Raw genomic sequence first — 22,439 nt, 5'->3', positions numbered from 1 at the left:
ACTTCATGTATCGGATTTTTATCGTAGAGGACGACGATAAGATCGCGTCCATTTTGAAGAGCCATATGGACAAATACGGCTTCGAAGCGGAGAGCGTCATGCAATTTCGTGAAATTATGCCGGAGTTGGAGGCCTTCGGGCCTCATTTGGTTTTGCTGGATATCAATTTGCCGTATTTCGACGGTTATTATTGGTGCAGGCAGATTCGCACTCGTTCCAGCGTGCCGATCCTATTCATTTCAGCCCGGGCAGGAGAGATGGATCAGGTGATGGCGATCGAGAATGGCGGAGATGACTACATTACGAAGCCCATCCATCTGGATTTGCTGATGGCCAAAGTGAAAAGCGTGCTGAGGCGCGCATATGGCGAATACGCCGCTGGTTCGGCAGCAGCTACGGACAGTATGGTGACGGCCCATGCCGAGCTGGTTGCTGGAGGTCTGCGCCTCTATTTAAACCGCAATGAACTGGAATGGGAAGGGCAGCGAGTCGAGCTGACGAAAAACGAGCAATTGCTTGCCGAATGCCTGATGAAGCAGCCAGGAGAAATTGCAACGCGTGAGCAGTTGCTCGAGGCACTTTGGGACGATGTCCAATTTGTGGATGACAATACGCTGACAGTCAATGTCACAAGGCTTCGGCGGAAGCTGGAAGAGCTTGGCCTCGCGAAAGCGATCGAGACGGTGCGTGGCCAAGGCTATAAGCTGACGCTCGCGGGCAAGGAAGAAGGGACGCTGCGATGACGCTAGCGTTATTTTTGCGTGACCGGCTGCTGTTTATTATTATGGCACTAATTATTATCGGCTTGTCCATCAGCTTGCTGCTATTGGAACGAGAGCGTTATCCAGGCTACATTGAAGAGGGGACAATCTATTATTTTATTGTGCTCTCTTTGTTTTTTTTAGGCGTATGGCTGGCGATTGATTATTTGCGCCAACGTACCTACTATAAAGAGTTAACCGATGCCATTGAAAAATCAGATGAGCTGCAAGCCGCGAAAATCGTGCAATCTACCATTACAGGAGAGCAAAAACTTGTCGCTCGCCTCCTCGAGGAGCAAAATCGAGCGTATCTTAATGAGCTTGGCAAATACCGCCGTCAGCAGGAGCTGCATAACCACTTTGTGCTGCAATGGGTTCACCATATGAAAACCCCCTTGTCTGTGATCGATTTGCTTGCCCAGCAAGCACAGCAGCAGAGCGCTCCTTCGGCAGAGGAACACAAACTTCTTGCTCTTAGCGTTCAAGAAGAAACGGACCGCATGTCACGTGGGCTGGAAATGATGCTCTATACCGCTCGTTTGGACAAGTTTGAGATTGATTTGCATATCAAGCAAACGCCCCTGCATGAGCTTGCGCGTACAGTAATTAATGCACATAAGAAGCTGTGTATCCGCCATTCTATTTTTCCACGGGTGGAGGGGGAGGCTTGGGTGGAGACGGATGAGAAATGGATGACGTTTTTGTTTAATCAGTTCGTCAGTAACGCCATTAAATATAGCAAGAGCAAGCCGGGCTCCAAAAAGCTTTTGTTCCAAATGGAGACTTTTTCCAGCGGCAGCGGAACACTGAAGGTCATAGATGAAGGAATTGGGATAGCGCCGTATGATCTTCCGAGAGTATTCGACCCGTTTTTTACAGGAGAAAATGGACGTACGGCTGGTGAGTCGACGGGGATGGGGCTCTATTTGGCTAAACAGGTATGCAGCAGGCTTGGGCATGTGATGACGATCTCTTCCATACTTGGCGAGAGTACGACCATCGCCTTAACGTTTGAACCGCGCGCCATCCATATTATGGATGGCGAGGGGTCGGATAGTGGCAGTTAAGTGACAAATTTGTAAGGTTTGCTTCGGATGATTGAAAGAGAAATCGATGGGTTCCTTACTCTCCCCTGGTCTATACTAAGGCTATCGAAACAAGTATACAGACTTTTTGGGGAGGAACATCGCAATGAGTGTACTACAAGCACAAGGGCTCGGCAAAATATATAGTTCAAAAGGAAACGTGGCATACAAAGCGCTGGAGGATATCGAGCTGAAGCTGGAGGCCGGAGAGTTTGTCGGGGTAATGGGACCTTCGGGAAGCGGCAAAACGACGCTGCTTAATCTGTTGTCTACCATTGATCGGCCAACTTCCGGCCAGATTGAAATTAACGGCGTCAACCCGAGCAAGCTGACCGACAAGAAGTTGGCGCTGTTTCGGCGCCGTGAGCTTGGTTTTGTTTTTCAGGATTTCAACTTGCTGGACACGCTATCGATTAAAGAAAACATCATTTTGCCGCTTGTATTAGAGGGCATGGCTCCAAAAAAAATCTTAGAGAAGCTAAATCCGCTAGCCGAGCTGCTGCAAATAACGCCAATTCTTGAAAAACGAACGTATGAGGTGTCAGGCGGCCAGAAGCAGCGTGCAGCCATTGCACGGGCGATTATTCACCAACCCTCGCTTGTGCTTGCTGACGAGCTGACGGGCAACCTTGATTCCAAATCGGCGAAAGACGTGATGGACTCGCTTAAAGATATGAATGAGCGGTTTAAGGCGACGGTACTGATGGTTACGCATGATCCGTTCTCAGCGAGCTATTGCCAGCGGATTGTCTTCATTAAGGATGGAAAGTTTTTCTCGGAGATTCGCAAAGGAACGAACAGGCAGGCATTTTTCCAACAAATTTTGGACGCTCTCAGCGTGCTGGGAGGTAATTTCGATGACGTTCCGTTCGCTCGCGCTTAGCAATATCCGGGGCAACAGGCGGTCATACAGCGCATTTTTTCTGAGCAGCGTGTTTTCCGTTATGATTTTTTACATTTATGCTGCCTTTCTGTACCATCCGGATGTAGAGAGCGGCTTTATTATGGCGGCTTCAAAGATACGCAAAGGGATGGAATTTTGCGAGTATATTATCGTCATTTTCTCGTTTCTGTTCGTGCTGTATTCGAACTCCGCCTTTCTAAAAACAAGGCAGCAGGAATTCGGATTGTTCTCTCTGTTCGGGATGACCAGGGCACAGCTTCGTAAGCTGGTTCTCTATGAAAATGCAGCGATTGCCACTCTGGCAGTAGCGGTAGGACTTGGACTTGGCACGCTGTTCAGCAAGTTGTTCTTTATGGCGCTGGGCGTGCTGCTGAAGCTGGAGGAACCGATTCCGTTTGCGCTGCCTCTCAAAGCAATCGGAATAACGGCAGGCGGATTTTTTGCCTTATTTATGATTATTTCCATATGGACGGCGCTTCGCATTGGCCGCACGGAGATCGTTGATTTATTGAAAGCGGCACGAAAGCCAAAAGGACAGTTGGTCTTTTCGCGTTGGTTGGTTTTCGTTGCCGCAGGTTGTCTGATTGCCGCTTACGGCATGGCTTTTTTTATGAACAGCGATACGTTTGTTGTACTTTCCCTGCCTATCTTAATTACCGTAGTCGCAGGAACGTATTTTCTGTTCACGCAGCTTAGCATTTTGGTGTTAACGTTTATCCAGAAGAAATCGGCGGTCTATTATAAGCGGACCAATATGATTGTGTTTGCTCAGCTAGGCTATAAAATAAGAGATAATGCGCGAATTCTGTTTATCGTATCGATTTTAAGCGCGGTTGTGATGACGGCGCTCGGCACGGTTTATATTTTGCAAATCGGAAGTAAACAAAGCTTGTTGGCAAGTTCTCCTTTTACGCTGGCCTATAGCGAGAAAGGGTTAAATACGCATGAGGTGATCGATCAAGCGGAGCTGAAGCGAATCGTCACCGAGGACGGCTTCAAGATTACCAAAGAGGCGAAGGCAGTCAGTATAGTCATAAGCCGTTACGCCATTCAGTGGGATGATGAAGAATACCGCGAGTTCGATTCGGATGCTGTCATTATTTCGGCTACGGAATATAACAAGCTTGCAGAGATGACCGGACAGCCGAGCATTTTGCCCGAGAATGGCAAGCTGACGCTAGCCCAATCGAACTATGGTAGGGTGATTCGTAATTATAAAGGCTATGTCAAAGGCGACATCAACGGAAAAAACAAGGAGTTTGAGATTAGCAGCGTAGTGGACACAAAGGTCATGAACTCGATGCAAAACAATTATTATACGTTTGTAATGGATGATTTTTCTTATGTGAAGCTGGTATCAGGCATTCCTGAAGACCAATGGAACGTGATCTACGGCTTTGAGCTGAGCAATTGGGAGAAATCCGCTCCTACGGCAGAGAAGCTGAAAAATCTAGTGCCGGAAGAGCTGCAGCCGCAAATTGATTTCCGCCGGGCAAGCGACTTGGCCAATATGAATGAAACGGTATCGTTAACCTTGTTTATCGGCATGTTCATCAGCCTTCTATTTTTCATCGCATCGGGCAGCATGATCTATTTCAAGCTGTATACGGAACTCCAAGAGGATCAAGCTCAGTTCAAGGCATTATCCCGAATTGGCATGACCAAAAACGAGATGCGTAAAATTGTCGTCACGCAGGTCGGCATCGTCTTTTTTGTCCCTGTCGTCGTCGGCATCCTGCATGCCTTGTTCGCTATGAAAGCGCTGGATAATATGATGGATTCCTCCAACTGGATTTACTCCTTCGTCGTCATCGGGATTTATATTGCGATGCAGACGATTTATTTCCTGGTTGCCTGCAGCAGCTACATGAAAACTATGCTTCGCGGCGCGACCGCGTAATAACAAAAAAAACGGCTTCCTTCTCAACTTGCGAGAGGGGCCGTTTTTTCTTGAAATATAGGAAAGCCGTTTCATCATGATTATTTCCTCAAAAGCATGTAAATGAATTGATTTGACGCAAATCAATTCCCGAATAAAGCCAGGATCTGCCGAACCAGCGGAAGCCTGAAACGGAGTTGCGGCCTACGAACACAGGGAAAAACCAAAAGCCCTGCCCGTTGGCAAGCCATATATAAGTGTTGCGGAACAAACAGCCGGAAATGGCACCCGGATCAACGGCAAACGGCGTAACCGCTGGCTGAGGTGGCGTGAACTGAGGTGGAGGAGCAGTCGGCCCCATCGTTCCTTGCGGTCCCTGAGGTCCCTGAGGGCCTTGTGGTATTTGCGGTCCTGGTCCGAATGGTCCTATAGGTCCAAGCGGTCCCATGGGCCCCATCGAACCCGGAGGTCCAAACGGAGGCAATAATCCCATGCAAAAATCACTCCTTATGAATTAGGCTAAAGCATCGTATGCGGTAGCGTGTTACTTGGATTGGGCGAACGTACGGAAGATTGAGTTGACACAAGCACAAGGCAGTTGCAGGCGAGAGGGGGAACTGCACTTTCCTAGCTTCGTCCAAGGCGTTAGAAAGGACTGATAAGCTTGCTGCCAAGTATCGCAACCGTCAATCTGGAGGATAGGAAGGCATCACCGTTCCAGGTCAGCAGATTCTCCACATAACCGAGCGTATCCGCGTTTGTGGGACCGATGATTCGTTGAAGGGCGAGAAGGCTAAAAGCCCCTCGGTTTTCATTGGATACGATCGGATTTAAGGCTGCGAGCGCAAGCACCTCTCCTTGTACCGGATTTTTGAGCGTGCCGTCCTCGTTATAATAAGTAGACAGATAGTTATATCCGCGGCTGCTGAGATCAATAATAAACAGTATATCTAGTTCGGGGCTTGCTACGGATACTTTGTAATTATTCTCATATTGGACACGGAATGGATGAGCTTGGTTGTACTGCTCCGAGTCGAACATTAGGCGAAGCTCATTGTGCACAAAAGAATAGAGGTAGAAGATGCCGTACCCCCCGCTTCCTCCGGCATCGATGCTCACCAGAATGTCGGAGGCTTTATTGGGATCGAAATTTCCGAGGAACAGCGAAGCGTTATAGCCTGCGTTGTTCTGCAAAGGAACGACGGTGTGCTGCTGAGAATAGCCATCGAGAATCACCAGCGTTATATTTTGTGCGAATATGCCGGATGGGCCGTCAGGTTTGTTTCCAAATAGATAGACATGATCCGGTATACCGTCACCATTGACATCTCCTCGCTTCATATCAAGCATATAATCCTCTTTGGAATGACGAACGTACGGGTATTTTTGGGTAGGGAAAGACGAGTTCATAACCATTCCTCCAGTTGTGAATAAACTGTGCTCCTGTCTATAACTATGCAGATAGGCAGGAGAGGGTTTGTGCGGTTGCCTAAGCTGCCGAAATAATTTGGGATATGGAAAAGAGGCAAGAGGGAGCAACCGCATGCGGTTGCTCCCTCTTGCCTCTTTAATCATCGGTGACTATCAAAATTGATATGCCAAGGTTTCCAATCGCAAGTCACCGCAGCGGCTATGGGCTGCAGTCGAACATGAATATCGAATAAGCTGGCCAACATCAAGCAGCGACAAACGGCAGCCATGCTTGGCGCCCGTGTCGATGGCCATGCGGCGGTTGCCAACCCATAACTCTCCTGCAGGCGCACCAAGCTTAAACGTAGGCGTATGGCCGAATATGATGACATATGCCAGAGCTTCGTCCTGCTCTGCCAATGGTTGATTAATAAAATCATCGCGGATTTCAGTAAGATCCTTCGCGCTTTGTTTATTCAAAGGAATGCCTGGCCTTAGACCGGCATGAACGAACAAAAAATTCCCTTCCACGATGTACAGCGGAAGCTGCTCCAGCCATTGGAGAATATCTGAAGGAAGGGATGGCTGATGCTCCTTAGCTGCTAATACTCGAAGCTCCTGATTGCCTGGCAGAACCAGAGCGCCTTCGGCAGCGAGCTGGCGAACCGTGTCCAGCGTGCCCCAAGTGGCCGGATTATCGGCATCAATGTAGTCGCCCAGTAGAATGAGCTGATCTTGTATCGGATTATAATTTGCCTCTTTGAGCAGCAGTGACAGCTCATCCTTGTAACCATGAATATCGGCAGCTGCCAGAAGTCTTGAGTATTTTTTTGTAGGAGTGGGCAAATGAATCGACTACCTTTCTTCCTCATCCGGATAAATGAAAGCTGAGCTTGCGGATAATCTGATCGTTACTTGCTCGCCTGCCTCAAGCGGATGGGCAAGCACAAGATACAATTTCTGGCCGCAGCTGGTTTGTGCGACTGCGCGCCAGCGATTGCCCTCGAAGGTGCAGTGAAGCACCTTTAGAATCAGCGTATTGCCAGCTGGCTCCTGTGAACCAGCTAAGGTAAGCATAGTGCCTGAATCGGCTCCGCTGTGATGTTCAATCACTTCGATATCATCGGGTCGGAACATGAGAAGGGCATTGGAATGCTCGGACAATCTTTGTTGCCCTGGCGCGAGCAGTCCTTGCACAAGCGATGAACCGATGCGGACCGCTGTTTCTGGGCCCTGATGAACGACTTTCCCCCGCAAGTTGTTATACGCTCCAAGCAGCGAAGCTGCCCAGCGGCTGGCGGGTCTAGTAAAGCATTGCTGAGGCGTTCCGATTTGGTCGATTTGCCCGTTCCGAAGAATAAGCAGACGATCTGCCATCGCAAATGCCTCATCCGGATCATGGGTGACGTGAAAGACGCTGATCCCAAGCTTTCGAAACAAATAAGCCATCTCCGTTCGCATTTCTACGCGCAGGCGCATATCAAGGTTCGATAGCGGCTCGTCGAGCAGCATAAGCTTTGGCCGCGTCGCCAGCGCCCTAGCAATGGCGACGCGCTGCTGCTGACCTCCGGACAGCTGAGGCGGCAGCCGATGCTCCAAGCCTTCCAAATGAAGCATCGCTAGCAGCTCTTGAACGCGCTGCTGGATAGCTTCACGGCCTATTTTGCTTCTGCGCAGCCCGTAGGCAATATTATCAAGCACCTTCATATGCGGCCATAGCGCATAATCTTGAAACACCATATTGACCCCGCGCTTCTCTGGCGGAAGCATGACGGTTGGGGAGGCGATAATCTCCTCACCCAAGGAAAGTGTGCCGCTGTCTGGCTTTGACAATCCGGCAACAAGCTGGAGCAATGTGGATTTGCCGCAGCCGGAGGGACCAAGCACGCTAATGATTTCCCCTTCGCGCATATCGAAGGAGATGCCTTTCAGCGCTTGGAATGCGCCGTAGCTTTTGGTTAAAGCGTTAGCGGTAAGCAGAAGCTTGGCGGGATCGGCAGCATGGCGCACTTGCTCATGGGAAAGAGTTGTATTTTTCGATAAGGTCGTTGATGTCATGCGGTTGCCTCCTTGCGGCGGAGCAGCAGCTCAACCGCCAGTATGATTAAAATTACGATGCCTGATCCGAGTACCGTGGCTGCCGATGCATAGCCAAAATCCAGATCCTCAAAGGCTTTGTTGATCGTAACCGGCAGCGTAAGGAAGCTGGGCGGAAACAAAATGGAATTGACGGCCAGGTCGAATACGCTGGAGCCAAAAGCGGCGAGCCCCGCGGACAACAGAGCGCCGCGGATTAATGGTATCAGGATCAAGCGCAGCCTGCCGATAAACGTGTCGCCTTGCAGCTGTGCAGCTGTAAGCAAGCTGTGCGGCACCTTAGCCATTGCCCCAACCATGAGCCTTGTAATGACGGGAATGGCGCCTGCGATCGCGGCAAGCACGAGTATCCAAGGCGTGCCATAGAGGAGCAGGCCAATCGAATCGAGCCATTTCTGATTCCAGACGAAGATATAACCAATCCCCAGCACGACCCCGGGTACCGCTAAGGTGACGATGGAAAAGACCTCAATGGTTCGCTTGAATTTAAACTGCGAATAAGTAAGCACATAGGCGACGCATAACCCAAATAGTAAGCCGAGCAGAGCGGCGACTCCCGCAATCATCAAGGAGTGGCCCAGTCCTTTGAGCAGCAAGCTTGAGCTATCGAAGAGATCACGATAGTGATTCAAAGTTAAATTACTGAGCTTAAGGCCCGCTGATTGGGTTTTAAATACGGACATCAGCACGTTTGCACCTATTGGAATGCCGATTACGACGGCAAGAAAGAGCAGGTTTAGTGTCGTAAGAAGAGCTGCGTATTTGCCAGCCGGTTTCGGTATGGATCGCTCCGCACGTGCTGATAGGAAATCGAACCGCGAACGGCGCATCGCATAAAATTGCACAAACATCGCTATGCCTATGAGCAAAACTAAATAAAATGAAAGCACGCCTGCCATGTCAAACCGGATTGGCGAAGTATAAATGGCGGAATAAATCGAATAAGGCAATGTTGGAAAACGGTACACGGCCGCGATTGAAGCGGGAAGCCCGAAATCACCGATCGTATCCATGAAGACAAGCGCCGCGCCAGCGAAAACGGCGGGCATAAGCAGTGGAGCTTGGATTGTTCTCCACACGGTAAGGGGTGACGCCCCTGATAGCCGCGCAGCTTGAGATAGCTGATCAACCTTCCACTCCATAGCGGCATGGACGCTTAGATAGGCGAATGGGAACTTGCTTAAGGTCATGATAAAGATAAGTCCGGCAGGCTGGAATATCGCGCCTGTTATCCAGTGCCACCCAAACACATTGACGGCAATCCCTCCGCCTGCGGCAAAGAGAACCCAGCCTTGCGCCAAGATGAACGACGGCGTAATAATCAGCAGCCATACAGAAGCATCAAGCAGTTTCGCAGTAGGAAAAGACCAGCTTGAACGAATGGTTGCCAGCATGCCGCCAAGCACTGTAGCAAGCAGCGTTGTGCCAAGGCCAAGCAGGACGGAGTTTTCAAGCGACTTTTGCCATAAGGGACGGTTGAAAATTTCAAGCAGCAGCTTAAGATCCCCGAGTTGCCAGTTGCCGAAGAAAACCCCGGGCAGCAGCACTTGAATAATGACTGCCGCCAAGGGATATAAGACGAGGACGAATAGAATGATGCTGACGAACCATCCCAGACGATCCTTCATAAAGATGCGCATCGATTATTTAACGGATTGATCGGCGAACCATTGCTTAATGGCTGCTTCATTCTCAGATGCCCAGGAAGCGTCGGCTGCAACGAGCTTCGCATCGGGTGAACGATCGGCTTTGGCATTCACGCCTGTAACAGAAGGCTGGAAATAGCTTTCGTCGCCTTGATCAATTAGCGCTTGCTGGGTTTTGGGATCAAGCAAAAATTCGAGAAATGCTTTGGCTGCATTCGGATTTTTAGTATCCTTCTGAATAGCTGCTACACGAACCGAAGCGGGCGCGCCTTCAGACGGCCAAATAATTTCAATCGGCTCACCGTCATTTTTCATGGAGTAGGCGTTGCTCTCCTGCAATGCGGCAATCGAGATTTCGCCAGCGGCTAGTGCTTTGACGACGTTCGGGTTTTTCGGGTAGACGCGCAGGCCATTGTCCATTAGTGAGCTGAAGTAAGCTTGGCCGCCTTCAATGGTCTTTTCCTTAAAGAATAACGACACGAATGGATAAGCGGGAGCGGCGATCGCCGGATCAGCCATGCCGATCAAATTTTTATATTTGCCGTTTGAGAAGTCCTCCCATGATTTTGGAGCATCCTCTGCCTTGACTTTATCCTTGTTGTAGACAATAACGCCTGCCGCGTGTGCGCCAGTTGGCACATACCATTGCTTCTCAGGTACAAATCCTTTGGCATAATCAGTTAAGTTAGCCACATTGTTTGGCGACCAGCCTTCCATCAGTTGACCGCTTGCGCCAAGTCCATATATGGATGGCATCGCATCCAGCCAAACGACATCCCAGTGCGGATTGCCTTTCTCAGCTTCCACACGTGACATAATCTCTGCTCCGTTGCCAGCGACAACCTCAAGCTTGAAACCTGTTGCTTCTTCGAACAAAGGAGCGATGATGCTGTCAAAATCATTTAAGTAAACGGTGAGCGTACCTTCATCCTTCGTCGTTGGCGCTTCAGTCTGTGCCGCTTCAGTCGGTGTCGTCGTCTCCGTGTTTCCGCTATTGGCTGCTGCCGCGTTAGTGCCATTCCCCGCATTCCCGTTTCCGCAAGCTGCCGTCAAGGCGACCAGCCCAGCAAGTAAAACCGTTCCGATCCAATGTTTCCTATTCGTTTTCATTATTTTTATTTCCCCTCCGCGATCTGTTTTGTTTACTCTTTCACTTTAGCAACGGATTGTCAGACGATTGTTAACGCTATGTCGAGATATTGTTAAATACATTCGATAGGTATTGATATACATATAGATTTCATCTATATTATTAGACGACTAGCAAGAGAGGCGGATGAGGATGAACGTACAGCAGCTTCATGTGTTTATGGAAGTATGCAGCGGGAGAACGCTGGCCGAAGCTGCGGACAAGCTTGGATTAAAGCAGCCTACGATTAGCTTTCATCTGAAAAAGCTGGAGGAGGAGCTTGGCGTGGAGCTGTTCCGCAAGCAATCCCGAAGTCTTCACCCAAGCGAGGCGGCATTGGAGCTGCTCCCTTATGCACGAAGCATCGTCTTCCTAATGGAGGAGGCAAGACTAGCCATGCTTGAACGCCGTGAGCTCGGCGAAGGCCGTCTTCGGCTCGGAGCAAGCTACACACCCGCCACCTACGTGCTGCCTCCGCATCTAGCGGCATACCGTGCTCTGTATCCGAGGGTAAGCTTATTGCTGATGGTCAAGCAAGCAGCATCTGTTCTTGCGATGCTGCGCAGCTATGAGATTGACGTTGGCATCGTATCGCTAGGAGAGACATCCGAGGCAGGGCTAATCATCCAGCCGTTAATTGAGGATGAATTAAAGCTGCTGCTCGCGCCTGAACATCCTTTAACAGCTCTTTCGAAGATAGAAGTCGAGCACATGATTGAGGAAACCTTCTTGCTGCATGAATTGGGCTCCACCTCCCGTACCTTGTCAGACGAATGGGCTAGCAGCGCCGGGTTAAAGTGGGGAAGCGTGATGGAGCTAGGGGCGATTGAAACGATTAAGGAAGCATTAAAATGCAACATGGGTATCGGTATTCTGCCGCGCAGGAGCGTCGTTCGAGAAATCGATGCTGGCGAGCTGGTTATGCGTGATTTGCCGCAATATATCAACCAAAGGCATATTTGCCTGGCTTACCGGAACGAAGATCAATTATCGCCGCATGTGCGCTCATTTATTGAATTTGTGCGACATACGTTTCTTGCCCATGGTAAGCTGTAGGTATGGAATATACGGAGGTGGCAGGAATGGGGAAAATGGCTGGAAAAACCGTAATCGTTACCGGCGCTAATTCAGGCATGGGACTTGCAACAACCGTGGAACTGGCAAAGCAGGGCGCCCACATCGTTATGGTGTGCCGAAGCGAAGAGCGGGGGAAGCGCGCTCTGGAACAGGCGATGCAGGAGAGCGGCAGCAAGAATATCGTTCTGATGGTGTGCGATTTAGGCTCGCTGGCCAGCATACGCAGCTTTGCATCGGCATTTAAGGACAGGTACAGCCAGCTTGATGTATTAGTCAACAATGCCGGAGTCGTATCCTTAAAGCGTGAGACGACTTCGGATGGCTTTGAAGCGCAAATCGGCGTTAACCATTTAGGCCATTTTCTGCTGACGAATGAGCTTCTTGAGCTCATTAAGCATGCTCCGCAGGGACGGATCGTCAACTTATCTTCAGGCGCCCACAAAGCTGGGAAAATTCATTTCGACGATCCTAACTTAACAAAGGGGTACAACGTGGTAAAAGGTTATGCGCAGTCGAAGCTAGCCAATGTTTTGTTTACGAAGGAGCTGGCAAAGCGGCTCGCAGATACGAAGGTTACCGTAAATTGCGTCCACCCAGGCGCGGTTGCTACCAACATCGGTGTGGACCGCAAGACGGGCTTTGGCAAGACGGTGCACCGGATGCTGCGTCCTTTTTTTCGTACGGCGCTTGAAGGTGCGCAAACAGCGATATATTTGGCCTCTAGCGAGGAAGTTGCTCGCCAAAGCGGACATTATTACGTGGACAACAAAATTGTACCGACCGCAGGCAGAACGAATGACCCCGAACTGGCAGTGAGGTTTTGGGCTTGGAGCGAGAAGCAGGTTGGACTTACATAATGCCAAGGAAATGGGCAACACTAACGCGGAGCGATTTTTTATCATTGCACTGCGGAGGTGTTGCCTTTTTATGAAGCACTTAATCGTTTATTGTCATCCGAATCCAGACAGCTTTAACAATGCTATCGTTGATGCTTTTATCGGGTCGTTGAAGGAACAAAGCCATGAGGTTGTTGTGCGTGACTTGTACGCGATGCGTTTTGATCCGGTGCTGAAAGCCAGCGATTTTGAAGCGATGCGCGAGGGAAATACGCCCACGGATATTAAGACAGAGCAGGAGCATGTGAAGTGGGCGGATGCCTTCACGATGGTATATCCCATCTGGTGGACGGGCTTGCCTGCACTGATTAAAGGGTATATCGACCGTGTCTTCTCGTATGGCTTCGCCTATGCCTATGCCAAGGATGGCAGCATCAGCAAGCTGCTTGCCGGCAAGCAGGGGCTTATTATTAATACGCATGGCACGCCTTCGGAAATTTACAGCAAGACCGGCATGTACGATGGGCTGAAAATAACGTCGGATACAGGCATTTATGAGTTTTGCGGCATCAAGCCGGTGGGCCATCTTTTCTTTGGCAGCGTGCCACAAATCGATGATGCTGCCCGCAAGAAAATGCTGGAGGAAGTCAAGGAGAAGGCCATTCATTTATTTAAAATATAGGGGAATATGTCATTTCGCTATCCCTTCTCTACATTTCTTTGAGAACATTGCGTGTAAATGCTAAAAAGAGCGCCACCCCATCATTAACGAAGGGGTGCGCTCTTTGTCATTCGATCGATTACCGCGCCCCCGTTTTCCCGATATGGATACATAATACGTTTGTTTCTCTGCCATGACCTTCACTCCTTATCTGAATCGTTTCTATGCATTAACACAATTTTGAAAGTGTTGAAACTATAGCGCTTCTAGTAGGGCTAAATTAAAGGGAAATAGGAGAGAATGAAAGAAGGTGCAGTAAACCTTATATCGACCGAATGGAATGATGCGGGATGATGAATATTCATTGGAGGATGGCTGAGCTGTGGCTGCAGCAGCAGAAACGGAGGCTGACAGCAGAGGAAAACGCCGAGTTGGATAGCTGTTTAAAGCTGAATGCCAAATATGCGCAAAGGCTTGCCGAACAATACAATTACGGAAGCGTCGCTAGCATGACGAATGACGAGCTGTGGCTTCAACAAATTTCAAAGGAGTTGGACGAGTTAGAAAGCCTGTATGCAGGAAAACGGCCTTCATTTTTCAAATGAGGCCCATGGCATGCGAATGATCCGAAAATAGCAATCCGTAAGAAACCATTCGCTTTAAATCCTGCTAGAATAAAGCTATAATCAAATCGATTCCAATCTACTGACGAGGTGATAGGTAATGGCGTTTTTGTCCAAAAGCATTTTTGTTAATTTACCGGTTAAGGATCTGAATAAAACGGTTGAATTTTTTACTCAGATCGGATTTGAGTTTAATCCACAGTTCACAGACGAAAATGCGACCTGTATGATTATTGGCGAAAATATTTACGCGATGCTGCTGGTAGAGCCATTTTTCAAAACGTTTATCCAAAAAGAAATTGCCGACGCGGCAAAAACGACTGAGGTTATCGTCGCGTTGTCAGCCGACAGTAGGGAGCAAGTGGATGAGATCGTTAACAAAGCACTGGCTGCAGGAGCTAAACCATACAATGAGCCCATTGACCATGGATTTATGTACAGCTGGAGCTTTCAAGATATCAATGACCATCTGTGGGAGCTTGTTCACATGGATGAAAATGCGGTCCCGCCTCACGCTGAATAATCGCAAACGCAAGAAACCATATCGACAAGAGGCTGCGGAACCCCGCAGCCTCTTTGCTTTAGCTATGGCTAACTTTAACTAGGAACAGGAATGGAGATCGGTACGGATAAACGAATACATACGCGAACCCGCGTAGCAATCAGTTATGTCTAGAGAATAACTCCCAGAGCAGTTCCCGCCTGCTGTTAACGCCAGTTTTGGCGAAGATGGACTTGAGATGATCTTGGACCGTATAGGCGGATATGTGAAGGGATTGGGCCAGCTCCTTCGTGGAAAAACCTCTAATGATCCGCTCAATGACCTGATTCTCCCGTGCAGACAAGCCATACGCCTGAGCGACGAAAGGCAGGATGTCCGCGGGTTTCGCAGGTTCAATGGAAACCGCGAGCTGAATCTGGCCATGAGCACCCTCGAGCTTGCTCGCCCGAAGGGATAGGTATAAGCCGTCGGGCATGCGAATGCATACCTTGGCATCTTTGGACTCATCAGCCTTGGGTCCGTCCTGCCCAAGCACTCGGGAGCAGACCGCCCGAATCGGCCTCGGAAGCGTGTCGCTGCCGATATTCTCCATGCTTCGCAGCTCCTTAAGCCAATAACCTGCCTGGGCGCTGAGAGATTGAGGCTCGAGCAGCTCTGAAAGCACAAGGATGCCAGGTTCATCTTTTCTTCCGCGAGCGGTCATGGAGGGTAGCTCTAGGCTTTTTTGTTTCAAGGCCTTTGCGAGCAAAGGTGAAACCGATGCTATAAACAAACCCTCCTCTTCCAGAAACAGAGGCTCGTCGATTGTCCGAAATAACGTCACATAGCCCCAGCACGTTCCTTCGGAAACCAAAGCCGCCCGAAGTTCATCTCCAAGTCCAGCTGGCCGCAGCACTTCTCGGTATCGGCCGCTTCGTTCCAGTTGGCCTTCCGTTGCGCCGCTTAAGGCCGCAGCTGGTATCTCCGAATGTATCAGCTGCTCGAAGCTATTGTAATCCTCATGTCCGTACTCATAGTCAAATAGCTGGTGGTGGATCGCCTCGATGATGTCATCCGTCGAGGAGCCGGTCGAGAGCAGCGTGATGGGATCGACTGAGGTGCAGCATGCAGCAGCGAACGGCACGGCTTCTCTCAGGATGGATAATGCGGCTTCGCGGTAATGGTACGAAGACATAGGAGCTTCGTCTAATTTTAATAATTGTCGCCGGATTGCTTCTTTGTTGTTAATCAATGACAGAGCTCCTTTATGCAAAACCCCACATTTGTGGGATAGCGGTTTATATGCTCATCTATATAATGAAAGGTAATTCATTGTTTATTTTACCTAATGAAAGCAAAGATTAATAGACCGGGACGGGAGAGGAGCATGCAAGTTGAACAAAGATCACTCGCCTATGGACTGGAGTCATCCAAGCGCGGCAAATTACGGGCAGACGATAGCGTTGAAAACTCCGGGTTATTCCCTTGGAGCTTTACGGGAGTTGAAACCTCTCAGCCTATGGTCGCTGCCGCGGAGCATCGCATTCATCAGGCTGGACTTGGCGGTAGGGTCAGGCTCTTAATCGATGGTTTTTTTGCCATCAAGAGAAAGAACGGAGATCAGCTATGAAAACAGACATCATCGTGGTAGGCGGTTACGGGCATGTAGGCGGACAAATTTGCGTGCAGTTGGCGCAATACTTTCCTGGAAAGGTATATGCGGCCGGTCGAAGCTTGGCGCGTGCAGAGCAATTTTGCAGTCAGTTGGACGGTAAAGTTATGCCGCTTCGCATTGCAGTTGGAGAGCCGCTTGATAAGAAACAATTGGAGAAGGTAAAGCTCATCGTCATGTGCTTGGATCAGGAGGACACCTCATTTGCAAAGGCATGCCTGGCAGCTGGGGTTGACTATGTGGATGTATCGGCAAATGGTGATTTTTTTGCGGCAATGGAGCGTTTGAAGCAGCAGGAAAATAATCTGGGAGGAACGGCAGTATTAAGCGTCGGCCTTGCTCCTGGCCTTACCAATTTGCTCGCGCTAAAGGCGGCCCAGTCGATGGATGTAGCCAGTCGTGTCGACATTGCCATCATGCTCGGACTTGGCGATGCGCATGGTCAAGCCGCTATCGAATGGACGGTGGACAGCCTGGCACGGTCTTTTGTGATTACCGAAAGGGGAAGCAGCAGGACCGTTAACAGCTTCACGGAGGGTAGCAGCACGGATTTTGGTTTTGAGCTGGGAGAGCGGACAGCTTATCGCTTTCCATTCTCCGACCAGCAGACGTTGGCCCGTACGCTCAAGATCCCGACCGTTTCGACGAGGCTTTGCTTCGATTCCCGTCCGGTGACTGGCCTGATGCAATTGCTGAAAGCAGTGGGATTCGGACGTTTGTTAGGGATGAAGCCTATCCGGAAAATGACGATAATGGCGTTTGGCAAGCTGCGCTTTGGCTCGGCTCGTTATGCAGTTAAGGTGACTGGATACGGGAAGCGGGCAGGGGTTGATGTTGTAGCCGAGTTCGGGCTTCAAGGGGCAAGGGAAGCCGAAATAACAGCGATGACGGCTGTAGTGGTTGCGAAGGCAGTGTATGAGAACGAGCTTCCTCAAGGGATTTTTCATGTAGAGCAGTTGTTCGAGCTGGACCTATATGAGCATCAATTGGTTCTAAGGTTAAAAGGGCAGCATAGTGAGCTAAAAGGTTCAGTGATTGCTAATATTCAAAGCTGGTCTCGTATTCAAGGCTAGTCTCTCCTATCGCTATTTGGTACAATTAGGGTGATTTTACCATAAGGCCAAACGAGCATGTGGAGAGGTTGGAGGTCAGGATGGATAATAAGGCGAGAATTGCTTTAATTATGGAAGAATACCATATGATTGATGAAGAGTCCCGTGCACAGTTGGCTGCGGGGCTGCTTCGTTTTTTTAGTTATAAGGGCGATGTAACTGCTGAAGCTTTGCTTGGGTGGGCTGATCTAGACCTTGAACAGCTGTTCAATATCATGTCAGGCATGAGGCTGACCCGACTGTATGTTCCGGACGTCATAGACATGTATGCAGGTATGGAAAGTGGACAATTATCGTCTCGTGTATCGTTTGGTACGTTTGCAGAAAATGAGCATTTTGTGGAAGAGCCTCGTCTTCATCGTCAGTACGGTAGTTACGAGGTACCGCCTGCTATTCATCGTTTGTATGAGCTTGAGGAAGAATTTGGCAGTGATATGGATACGGAACTGGGCCTGATTATGCAAAGATATGATAGGCGTTATCCTTCCACGCCTCCAGATTTTATTCCCTTTGCGAGCTCCGGAGTAGACGGTATCCATTATTGCTTCGTTACCGATTTTGGAGCGGTTAATCACCTGGAGGATGCTTATATCGCCATTGTATCTCCTATGGATTTTGGATCTGAAGTTAGCTTGATCGCGAGAAACTTGAATGACTTTCTGCGCATCCTATGCACGGATCGCTCGCTTTTTTACCATAGCCCACGGACGCTTGAAACCTATTTCCAAACGGCGAAGGAAAGGCAGGAACAATGGGAGGGGCTCTCGCTAGCGCTGAGCAAGCTGAAAACGGTTTTTGGCCTTACAGAGGTGGCTGATTTGGCCGAATATATGCGGGACTTACACGAAAAGAGAGAACAAGCCATCTGCATTCATACACAGGATACGATCGGGGTGATATCACGGTCAGGCTCGCCGAAGCAGCCTGGTGCCGCCGAACCGCTGCCGCAGAATTGGGAGAACAGGCATGCTCTTCAGGCTTATCTTGAGGATGCTGGTGCCGAAGCGAAGCTGGCATTTGTCCGTGAAGCGCAGTTTCACAAAAAATTAGCAGACAGGCGAGTATATGGACTTTGTAAGCGAGTGTTAAAGGAATTAGAGCTTTATCATGAGCTTTACAACTTATCGGAAATCGTAGAGTAACCGTTTCATGGAACATAGGGAGAGTGAAGAGCGTCCGATTATTATTTATTTGCAGCAGAAACAAGTGGCGAAGCTTAACGGCGGAAACTATTTTTCAGGGAGTGGGCGGTCATGAGGCAAGGTCGGCAGGCACCGAGTCCCAAGCCCGTATAAAGGTGACGGCGGGGCATATTGGCTGGGCGGACCTGGTATTTGCCATGGAGAAAAAACATGTCCGAAGGCTGCAAGAGAAGTTCGGCAGCGAGCTTGCAGGCAAAAGGCTGATCTGTCTCCACATTCCAGATGATTTTGAGTATATGAACGAGGATTTGATCGGCTTGCTTCAGTCGAGTGTTGCTATGCATGTCAGCTTGCCATAATCATAATCAGGATTTAGAAGAGGCTGATCTGATTCGCTTCCTTCTGTATAATCAGATCGAAGGGAGCTGCCTGCGTAGGCAGCTCTCTTTGATCGTTAATCGGCAGCAAGCTCCAAAATACGTTCATTTACATGATCCGCATATAGCCCACCGTGGTAACAGACCACCGTCTCAATGTCATATTCCGTTAATTTCTTGAGGGAGTGCTTGGCCTGCTCAAAATCGATGCAGTGACGGGGCGTGGGGCCCATCAACTGGTCGTTCTCGACCACCATCGCGTCTGCCGCAATTAAGGTTTTGCTGGCTTTATGGTAGAGGCTAATATGGCCGGGTGTATGGCCAGGCGTACCGATAACGATGATCCCTCCGCAGTAGGGCAGCTCCTCGCCATCAGCGACAATGACGTCGACAGGAGCGCATGGTGGATTTTCCAGTACACTTCTGAAGGAAGCCCGCCATTCTTGCGGGATCTCCTCCGGCATGGCGTTTACTGCATTCTCGATCGCTTCTGACGTAAGCTTAATCGGCTGCGCGTCCCCTTGGACATAGGGAGCTTCAATCTCGCTTGCCAGCACCTTTGCCGGATGAGGTAGCTCCTTCAAAACAGCAGGCAAGCTGCCGATGTGATCGATATCCTGATGGGTGATGATAATGTGGGTAAGCTTGTCGAAGGAGAGGCCTGCTCTCTCGACCTGTTCTTTGATTAATGGAAGCTGGCCCGGATAGCCTGTATCGATTAATAGGGCTGCTTCGTTATCCCATAGCAAAGTTGGATAAACGGTTTCCATCCGTCCCATCATGACTGCTGCAATCGGCAGCATTTGAACTCCTTCAGAAATGTTCATCATTACCCTCCGCTTTTAGGTTAGAATGGTTGGCATCGGTGCAACGTCGACGACAAAATATATAGTAACAGTATCGATAATTTATGTAAATAGTAAAATATTTTATTATAACACATAAATAATTATTTGTCAATTAATATTTTAAAATTCTATAAAGCAAGCTCACATTTCAGCGATATACAGCATGTATTGTTAATATCGTGTGCAAAACGGATGGAATCATACCTTAGCTGCATGCAACTTCTTCAGGTTTATGAAGTAAAAACCAACAATAGCTATAACCCCTTTATGAAGCATGGAACTTTATTCCATATTAACTCGTCTTTAAGGTGATAAAGAAGAAAGGGGCTTTGGCATGAAGCGTAAGTATTGGTTCTTAATCGGTTTGGCAGTGGTTGTAGCCGCAGCATTGCTCTTTATATTTCGGATTAACGGGGACCGCGTAACCGTCATGCGCATGATTGATTTTGAACAAGCAGAGTCTAATTCCCAATATGTCTGGAAGGATCGCGGGGCGATTCGAACCTTCGAATATGCTTTTCGGTTTGGAAAGAAGCAGGAGGGGAAGGTGGATATCGCTGCACCGCCTTATTCGGTTTACTTGGGGAAGCAGCGCTACTGGTTATGGATATCGGAAAAGAATGAGCCTGGCAACTTTATGAAGCCGGAGGATTCAGGGACGCTCTATCGCTTAAGCTCAAAATCAACAAACAAAATTCAACAACTGCTGAAGCAAGCTTATCCTCATTTTGGAACAGAAATGCCGGGCGGGAATAGAGATGAACGCAGTATTAACTTGGACGCTGCGATGCTGGAGGATGGGATGCAGCCCGATGTGCCAAGCATGTCGCCTTCTCCTTCCCCGGGAGAATTTGCTTCACCTGCCATTGTAGAATCGCCGACGCTTGCGCCCGTTCCTTCCTCGCCGGCTGACGGAACGTACACGCCCGCGTATTTGGATAGCTCTGCATTTGCAGGCGATGAGCAGGCGCTTATCAAGCTTATTAATTTGCGCATTAAAGTGATACATGAAAGGGATTGGGAGAACTATTCCCAGCTGTTTACGGAAAGCAGGCGCAAAGCATATGAAGACGTTGAGAGCTATACAGGCTATACGGTTACAAGCATACGGTTAGATGGCGATATCTCGATTAAAGAACAACGCTCCTTGTATGAAGCGGTTGCGAGGGTTGTTGCGGCAAGGGATAATGGAGACGAGAGCACCACAGTATACGTTTTTCAGAAGGGTAAGGAAGATGGAGCGGAATGGCGCATTGCTGACGTGGATTAAGGAAGATTTAATACATGCAAGGGGAATAGAAGAAAGCGGCAACGAGGCGCTTGATCGAGTATAGTGGCATTAGGCACTATACTCGATCAAGCACAAACGTTGCCGCTTTTTTTATAATTGTTGGGGTAAGGGGAGCATGCCCCTGTTACGCGGGAATGAACTCCACCTCGATCTGGATAACCTCCGAACGGCTGCCGATCCTTACAGGCGGTCCCCAAGTGCCGAAGCCGGAGGACACGATGGCATGCAGGCTGCCTTTTTTGAGGTAGCCCCAATCCAATTCGAACAGACGTCTTGTGATCAAATGATTCGGCATCATTTGACCGCGGTGGGTATGCCCGGAGACGGACAAGTCAATGCCGCTCTCAGCTGCTTTCGCAATATCAGATGGCTGATGGTCGAGCATAATGAGCGGACGCGAATGGTCCAGCGGAGCAATTAGCTCATCAATGGGCAGCCTGCGCTCTGCGCCAAAGCCACCCGAAGCTTTGTCCTTGCGGCCGACGACATAGAAGCTGTCCGCGATAAGCGCGCTCTCGTCCATCAGCACACGGATGCCGATGGCATCCATCGCCGCGATGAATTCAGGAACTTTTTTGCCGATATATTCATGATTGCCTGTTACCGCGTATACGCCAAGCGGAGCTTTCAGCCTGCCAAGCACGCGGGACATGTTTTTGCGGAGAAACGGTTCAATATCATCGTCCAAGATGTCGCCGGGCAGCAGGATAAGATCTGGACGGATTTCCTCAACCTTAGCCAGTAAACGCTCCAAATGACGGTTTCCGACGATCGTTCCCAAATGCAGGTCGGATGCCATGGCGATACGCAGCTTTTTCATGTCTCCCGCAGCCTTCGGGATCTGGACCTGATAAGTGCGAATGATCGGGCTCCACGCATTAAAGCTGCCGCGAATCAGTAGGATGGCCATCGCTAGCGCAGCGATGCTGCCTACGGCAACGATATAAACGTTTCTGTCGGCGCCGCCTGCCTTGAGCAGCACAGCCGCGATATTGGCAACCGGCAGAATAAGGACAGCATATTCCAGCACCGCAAACCAATAGGAGCCAATCAGTTTAAATGCTTCGGCAACGGGACGCAGCGGCGAAGAATAGGCAGCGCGGCCAATGATATACGAATACGCAATGACGGCAGCGGCGAGCGTATACCAGCCAGCGCTTTCCCAGTGAAAGACCGTGGACAAGAGCAGCCAGCCATTCCAGCCGATATAGAAGGAAATGCCGCTGTATACGAGCAACACGGAAAAAATAATAGCAATAAATCGCAGCTTCATTCATCAACGCTCCCTGGCTATTAATCTGCTTACTTATAAGCTGAATTTACTATATCACACGGAAGTTGCCGCAGCAAAAATTGCGAGATTGGGAGAATTGACCTGCTTGGCTGGAGGCCGCAAGTCGTAGAAGGC

The 22,439-nt window shown here is 49.5% G+C and carries 23 protein-coding genes; 14 read left to right on the top strand and 9 right to left on the bottom strand.

Features of this window, described 5'->3' with window-relative positions; all coding sequences use genetic code 11:
- The first annotated feature begins 5 nt into the window (after positions 1-5).
- The 4 genes from E0496_RS02865 (at position 6) to E0496_RS02850 (ending at position 4,650) form a co-directional block, all read left to right on the top strand.
- Positions 6-743, top strand: a complete 738-nt coding sequence (locus E0496_RS02865; RefSeq protein ID WP_141500126.1) for a response regulator transcription factor — start codon at positions 6-8, stop codon at positions 741-743.
- Positions 740-1,828, top strand: coding sequence for a sensor histidine kinase (locus E0496_RS02860; RefSeq protein ID WP_141500124.1), 1,089 nt, complete (start codon positions 740-742; stop codon positions 1,826-1,828). The genes E0496_RS02865 and E0496_RS02860 overlap by 4 nt, the downstream gene beginning before the upstream one ends.
- Positions 1,829-1,952: 124 nt before the next feature.
- Positions 1,953-2,729 carry an ABC transporter ATP-binding protein gene (locus E0496_RS02855; RefSeq protein ID WP_141500123.1) on the top strand — a complete coding sequence of 259 codons (777 nt, stop codon included), beginning with the start codon at positions 1,953-1,955 and terminating at the stop codon, positions 2,727-2,729.
- Complete coding sequence (locus E0496_RS02850; RefSeq protein ID WP_161601291.1) at positions 2,704-4,650, top strand: ABC transporter permease; 1,947 nt, start codon at positions 2,704-2,706, stop codon at positions 4,648-4,650. Before E0496_RS02855 ends, E0496_RS02850 begins: the two co-directional genes overlap by 26 nt.
- Before the next feature lie 88 nt (positions 4,651-4,738).
- On the opposite strand, the gene E0496_RS02845 is transcribed toward E0496_RS02850, so the two are convergent.
- The 6 genes from E0496_RS02845 to E0496_RS02820 form a co-directional block, all read right to left on the bottom strand.
- Positions 4,739-5,122: a hypothetical protein gene (locus E0496_RS02845; protein WP_139990542.1), complete on the bottom strand. Its 384-nt coding sequence runs from the start codon at positions 5,120-5,122 to the stop codon at positions 4,739-4,741.
- Between the two features lie 152 nt (positions 5,123-5,274).
- A complete protein-coding gene (locus tag E0496_RS02840; protein WP_175597997.1) occupies positions 5,275-6,039 on the bottom strand; it encodes a VCBS repeat-containing protein in 765 nt (254 codons plus the stop codon).
- A 174-nt stretch (positions 6,040-6,213) separates the two neighbouring features.
- The gene (locus tag E0496_RS02835) at positions 6,214-6,885 is read right to left on the bottom strand and encodes a metallophosphoesterase (protein WP_161601290.1); all 672 of its coding nucleotides are present in this window, start codon (positions 6,883-6,885) and stop codon (positions 6,214-6,216) included.
- A gap of 9 nt (positions 6,886-6,894) precedes the next feature.
- Entirely contained in the window at positions 6,895-8,097 is a 1,203-nt protein-coding gene (locus tag E0496_RS02830; RefSeq protein WP_141500119.1) for an ABC transporter ATP-binding protein, read from the bottom strand.
- Positions 8,094-9,776 carry an ABC transporter permease gene (locus E0496_RS02825; protein WP_141500118.1) on the bottom strand — a complete coding sequence of 561 codons (1,683 nt, stop codon included), beginning with the start codon at positions 9,774-9,776 and terminating at the stop codon, positions 8,094-8,096. The genes E0496_RS02830 and E0496_RS02825 overlap by 4 nt, the downstream gene beginning before the upstream one ends.
- Positions 9,777-9,779: 3 nt before the next feature.
- Positions 9,780-10,892, bottom strand: a complete 1,113-nt coding sequence (locus E0496_RS02820; protein WP_141500117.1) for an extracellular solute-binding protein — start codon at positions 10,890-10,892, stop codon at positions 9,780-9,782.
- 172 nt (positions 10,893-11,064) lie between these two features.
- Here E0496_RS02820 and E0496_RS02815 point away from each other — a divergent pair, with 172 nt between their 5' ends.
- The 5 genes from E0496_RS02815 to E0496_RS02795 all read left to right on the top strand — a co-directional run bounded on the left by E0496_RS02815 (position 11,065) and on the right by E0496_RS02795 (position 14,631).
- On the top strand, positions 11,065-11,967 hold the full coding sequence (locus E0496_RS02815) for a LysR family transcriptional regulator (RefSeq protein ID WP_141500116.1): 903 nt from the start codon (positions 11,065-11,067) through the stop codon (positions 11,965-11,967).
- Between the two features lie 35 nt (positions 11,968-12,002).
- Complete coding sequence (locus E0496_RS02810) at positions 12,003-12,845, top strand: SDR family oxidoreductase (RefSeq protein WP_421923131.1); 843 nt, start codon at positions 12,003-12,005, stop codon at positions 12,843-12,845.
- A 70-nt stretch (positions 12,846-12,915) separates the two neighbouring features.
- The gene (locus tag E0496_RS02805) at positions 12,916-13,506 is read left to right on the top strand and encodes an NAD(P)H-dependent oxidoreductase (RefSeq protein WP_141500114.1); all 591 of its coding nucleotides are present in this window, start codon (positions 12,916-12,918) and stop codon (positions 13,504-13,506) included.
- 332 nt (positions 13,507-13,838) lie between these two features.
- Positions 13,839-14,090, top strand: coding sequence for a DUF7667 family protein (locus E0496_RS02800; RefSeq protein WP_206669699.1), 252 nt, complete (start codon positions 13,839-13,841; stop codon positions 14,088-14,090).
- A gap of 118 nt (positions 14,091-14,208) precedes the next feature.
- Positions 14,209-14,631: a VOC family protein gene (locus E0496_RS02795; RefSeq protein ID WP_141500112.1), complete on the top strand. Its 423-nt coding sequence runs from the start codon at positions 14,209-14,211 to the stop codon at positions 14,629-14,631.
- A gap of 139 nt (positions 14,632-14,770) precedes the next feature.
- Here E0496_RS02795 and E0496_RS02790 read toward each other — a convergent pair whose 3' ends face one another.
- Positions 14,771-15,841 carry a helix-turn-helix transcriptional regulator gene (locus tag E0496_RS02790; protein WP_241674534.1) on the bottom strand — a complete coding sequence of 357 codons (1,071 nt, stop codon included), beginning with the start codon at positions 15,839-15,841 and terminating at the stop codon, positions 14,771-14,773.
- A gap of 135 nt (positions 15,842-15,976) precedes the next feature.
- On the opposite strand from E0496_RS02790, the gene E0496_RS02785 reads away from it, so the two are divergent.
- From E0496_RS02785 to E0496_RS02770, 4 genes are all read left to right on the top strand, one after another.
- On the top strand, positions 15,977-16,219 hold the full coding sequence (locus tag E0496_RS02785) for a hypothetical protein (protein WP_141500111.1): 243 nt from the start codon (positions 15,977-15,979) through the stop codon (positions 16,217-16,219).
- Positions 16,216-17,334 (top strand): saccharopine dehydrogenase family protein, encoded by a 1,119-nt coding sequence (locus E0496_RS02780; RefSeq protein WP_141500110.1) that lies wholly within the window; start codon positions 16,216-16,218, stop codon positions 17,332-17,334. Before E0496_RS02785 ends, E0496_RS02780 begins: the two co-directional genes overlap by 4 nt.
- A gap of 80 nt (positions 17,335-17,414) precedes the next feature.
- On the top strand, positions 17,415-18,515 hold the full coding sequence (locus tag E0496_RS02775) for a hypothetical protein (RefSeq protein ID WP_141500109.1): 1,101 nt from the start codon (positions 17,415-17,417) through the stop codon (positions 18,513-18,515).
- 23 nt (positions 18,516-18,538) lie between these two features.
- A complete protein-coding gene (locus E0496_RS02770; protein ID WP_141500108.1) occupies positions 18,539-18,874 on the top strand; it encodes a low molecular weight protein tyrosine phosphatase family protein in 336 nt (111 codons plus the stop codon).
- Positions 18,875-18,969: 95 nt separating this feature from the next.
- Here the strand turns inward: E0496_RS02770 and E0496_RS02765 are convergent, their stop codons facing one another.
- Positions 18,970-19,719 carry an MBL fold metallo-hydrolase gene (locus E0496_RS02765; RefSeq protein WP_141500273.1) on the bottom strand — a complete coding sequence of 250 codons (750 nt, stop codon included), beginning with the start codon at positions 19,717-19,719 and terminating at the stop codon, positions 18,970-18,972.
- A gap of 355 nt (positions 19,720-20,074) precedes the next feature.
- Between E0496_RS02765 and E0496_RS02760 the strand changes: the two genes are divergently transcribed.
- Positions 20,075-21,010 carry a YhfM domain-containing protein gene (locus E0496_RS02760; protein WP_141500107.1) on the top strand — a complete coding sequence of 312 codons (936 nt, stop codon included), beginning with the start codon at positions 20,075-20,077 and terminating at the stop codon, positions 21,008-21,010.
- Positions 21,011-21,155: 145 nt separating this feature from the next.
- Here E0496_RS02760 and E0496_RS02755 read toward each other — a convergent pair whose 3' ends face one another.
- On the bottom strand, positions 21,156-22,304 hold the full coding sequence (locus E0496_RS02755; RefSeq protein WP_141500106.1) for a metallophosphoesterase: 1,149 nt from the start codon (positions 22,302-22,304) through the stop codon (positions 21,156-21,158).
- Positions 22,305-22,439 lie beyond the last annotated feature (135 nt).

Source organism: Paenibacillus luteus (assembly GCF_006542765.1).
Lineage (GTDB): Bacteria > Bacillota > Bacilli > Paenibacillales > Paenibacillaceae > Pristimantibacillus > Pristimantibacillus luteus.
Note: the sequence above shows the minus strand (reverse complement) of the source record. Positions and strands in the feature narration are given on the sequence as shown.